Raw genomic sequence first — 3,479 nt, forward strand, 5'->3', positions numbered from 1 at the left:
GGGACGGTAGAACCCCGTGGCGGGGACGACGTCGAGAGCGGGGTCCGCGGCCAGCCCGTCGAGCACCTCGCGGGCGAGTTCGACGACGGGCCGGCCCTGGGTCCGCGCCTGGCCGCGCAGTTCCTCGAAAGCCGTCCGCGGGCTGGAGCCGTTCCGCTCGGCCAGGACGCCGATCGCCCGCTCGGTGGAGACCCGGGCGGCGAGGGCGTGCTCCAGCTGGGCCACGGTGCGCTCCAGCGCGGCGATGCGGGCGTCGAGCGGATCCGCGTCGGGCGACGGGCCGGCGGGCCCACGTGCCGACCGCCGCGCGTTGCGGTCGGGTTCGGGCAGGCCGCCGGTCTGCTCGGCGACGAGGTCGGCAAGTGTCATGCCCTCGACGAGGTCGGCGACGTCGTCCCCGATGGCCGGGACCGGGACCGGGATGACGGTCCAGCCGCGCTGCGTGCGGGCGAGGGCGACACGAGGGTGGTCAACGGCCGGAGCCGGGTCCGCGGAGAAGGACGCGGAACCGCCGATCTCGTCGGAGGGCCGGGGGCCGGGGACCACGGGTCTCATGCCTCCGGGAGTTGCGCCAGTTGGGTCTTGACCTGGTCGATGCTCGGGTTGGTCAGGGCGCTGCCGTCGCGGAAGACCAGCGTGGGGACCGTGCGGTTGCCACCGTTGGCCTGCATCACGATGTCCGCCGCGTTCGCGTCCTCCTCGATGTTGACCTCGGCGTAGTCGATGCCTTCGCGCTGCATCATCTTCTTGAGCCGCACGCAGTAGCCACACCACGAGGTGGTGTACATCGTGACGGCGGCGCCGGGGGTCGTGGTCATCGCGGGGAGTCTCCCTGTTCGTGCCGGGTGGGTCCAGCCCCGTTCCGGGGTGGCGTGCTCGCGATCCACAACGCGACCCCCGTGGGGATGCTTCCCGGGCCGTGTCGGCACGGGCTGGGAGGATCGGCACGGACCGGCGGGGCCGGGCACGTGCGAGCGAGGAGGACGGCGGCGATGTCGCAGGCAGAGGCGGAGGCCGTACTCAGCGGTCTCGACGACGAGCAGCGCGAGGCCGCGCAGGCGGTGTCGGGCCCGGTCTGCATCCTCGCCGGTGCCGGGACCGGCAAGACCCGCACGATCACGCACCGCATCGCCTACGGCGTCCACACCGGCAACTACGTCGCCGAGCAGGTGCTCGCGGTCACCTTCACCGCGCGGGCCGCGGGCGAGCTGCGCACCAGACTGGCCGCTCTCGGGGTCGGGGGCGTGCAGGCGCGCACGTTCCACGCCGCCGCGATGCGCCAGCTGCGCTACTTCGCCCCGCGGGTGCTGGGCGGACCCATGCCCTCGCTGATCGAGAACAAGCTGCGCGTCGTCGCCTCGGCGGCCACCCGCAACCGGCTCACCACCGACCGCGCCAGCCTGCGCGATCTGGCCAGCGAGATCGAGTGGGCCAAGACCACGCTGGCGACCCCGGAGGACTACCCGGCCCGGGCGAAGGCGGCCGGCCGGGAGACGCCGTTCGAGCCGGCCGCGGTGGCCGCGGTCTACGCCAGCTACGAGTCGGCCAAGCAGCGCGACGGCGCCCTGGACTTCGAGGACCTGCTCCTGGTCACCGCCTTCGCGATCGAGGAGCACCAGGACGTCGCCCGGCAGGTGCGCGCCCAGTACCGGCACTTCGTCGTCGACGAGTACCAGGACGTCAACCCGCTGCAGCAGCGACTGCTCGACGCCTGGCTGGGCGGCCGCGCCGAGGTCTGCGTCGTCGGTGACCCGAACCAGACGATCTACTCGTTCACCGGCGCCAACCCCGACTACCTGCTCGGCTTCGCCGACCGGTACGCCGACGCCGCGGTGGTCAAGCTGGAGCGCGACTACCGCTCGACCCCGCAGGTCGTCGGGCTGGCCAACAAGCTCATCGGCATGGCGCCGCGGCGCAAGGGCCTGCCGGGTCTGCGACTGCTCGGCCAGCGCGCCGCGGGCGCCGAGCCGCGGTTCACCGAGTACCCCGACGAGCCCGCTGAGGCCGCCGCGGTCGCCGCCCGCTGCCGCGCGCTGATCGACGAGGGCATGCCCGCGGCGGAGATGGCCGTCCTGTTCCGGATCAACGCCCAGTCCGAGGTCTACGAGAACGCCCTGGCCGCCGCCGGTGTCCCCTACGTGCTCAAGGGCGGTGAGCGGTTCTTCGAGCGCCCCGAGGTGCGGGAGGCGGTCCTGCTGCTGCGCGGGGCCGCGGCGGGTGGCAACGAGCCCGGGATGCTCGTGCCCGCCGTCCGCGACGTGCTGGCCTCGACGGGGTGGGCCGAGCACCGGCCGCCGCCGGGGGGAGCGGCGCGCGACCGCTGGCAGTCGCTCGCCGCACTGGTCGACCTCGCCGTCGACCTCGTCTCGGAGAACCCGTCCCTGGACCTCGCCGGCTTCGTCACCCACCTGCTCCAGCGGGCCGACGCCCAGCACGCCCCCACCGTGCAGGGGGTCACCCTCGCGTCGATGCACGCGGCCAAGGGCCTGGAGTGGGACGTCGTCTTCGTGGTCGGCCTGGTCGAGGGCGTCGTCCCCATCGCCCAGTCGCTGAACCGGCCCGAGGCGGTGGAGGAGGAGCGCAGGCTCCTCTACGTGGCGATCACCCGCGCCCGGGAGCAGCTCTCGCTGTCCTGGTCGCTCGCCCGGAACCCGGGCGGGCGCCGCGCCCGGCCGCGCAGCCAGTTCCTCACCGGCCTGGCCCCGGAGTCCGGACCCACCGCGCCCCCAGCTCGTCGCCCGGTCAAGAAGGCCAAGGTCGTGCTCGAGGGAGAGGCCGGCGTGCTGTTCGAGCGACTCCGCGCCTGGCGCAGCCAGGCGGCCCAGTCGCAGTCGGTTCCGGCGTACGTGGTCTTCTCCGACGCCACGCTCCAGGCCATCGCGGAGAGCCGTCCGGCCAACCTCCGGGAGCTCTCCGGGCTGCCCGGGGTGGGGAGCAAGAAGCTCGAGCTATACGGCGAGGACGTGCTCGCGGCCGTCTCCGGATGAAGAAGGGCCACCCTTCCCCCCGCACCGCGGATGCTCGGCGCGGGCCCCTGAAGGGCGGCCGGCACGCTGCTCCGCCCGTCAAGGATCCCGCAGTTAATTCGTTTGACCGCATCTCGGCGGGGCCCCTAGTGTCCTGTCACACACGAGCTGCGCCCCGATGCGCCCGGCCGACCGGCCAGGACGCGGACACAGAAGGGAGGGGCACTTCGATGAGCACGTTGTTCCGGACCGCCACCTCCGCTGATGTCCGCGGCGTCGATTCCGCCATGCGTCCTCCGGTCGCCCCGATCGGCGGCACCCGTCTGTCCACCTGGTCCTGCACCGGCACGGTTCCGACCGTCGCCCCCGTGGGTGCCCTCGTGGGTGCCGCCCTCCTGACGTCGCCGAAGATGAGGATAGTGTAGAGTTAGGTGGTGCATGAACAACTCAAATGAATAATCATACCACCTCGTAACAATTTGCTACCTATCCATTGTAAGAGATTTGCGTATG

The 3,479-nt window shown here is 72.5% G+C and carries 3 protein-coding genes; 1 reads left to right on the forward strand and 2 read right to left on the reverse strand.

The genetic code is table 11. The features are described from left to right. The coding region (locus tag C5508_RS18980) for an ANTAR domain-containing protein (RefSeq protein WP_104526468.1) at nt 1-555 on the reverse strand (555 nt) is incomplete at its 3' end. Further along, complete coding sequence (locus C5508_RS18985; protein ID WP_104526465.1) at nt 552-818, reverse strand: mycoredoxin; 267 nt, start codon at nt 816-818, stop codon at nt 552-554. The genes C5508_RS18985 and C5508_RS18980, both read right to left, overlap by 4 nt. A gap of 174 nt (nt 819-992) precedes the next feature. On the opposite strand from C5508_RS18985, the gene C5508_RS18990 reads away from it, so the two are divergent. Beyond that, the gene (locus C5508_RS18990) at nt 993-2,987 is read left to right on the forward strand and encodes an ATP-dependent helicase (protein ID WP_104526466.1); all 1,995 of its coding nucleotides are present in this window, start codon (nt 993-995) and stop codon (nt 2,985-2,987) included. Nucleotides 2,988-3,479: the final 492 nt, after the last annotated feature.

It is taken from the genome of Blastococcus atacamensis, from assembly GCF_002938425.1.
Taxonomy (GTDB): domain Bacteria; phylum Actinomycetota; class Actinomycetes; order Mycobacteriales; family Geodermatophilaceae; genus Blastococcus; species Blastococcus atacamensis.

What these genes read in the sequence shown, in the direction of transcription:
- C5508_RS18985 (WP_104526465.1), bottom strand. Translation starts at nt 818, where the DNA reads ATGACCACGACCCCCGGCGCCGCCGTCACGATGTACACCACCTCGTGG.
- C5508_RS18990 (WP_104526466.1), top strand. Translation starts at nt 993, where the DNA reads ATGTCGCAGGCAGAGGCGGAGGCCGTACTCAGCGGTCTCGACGACGAG.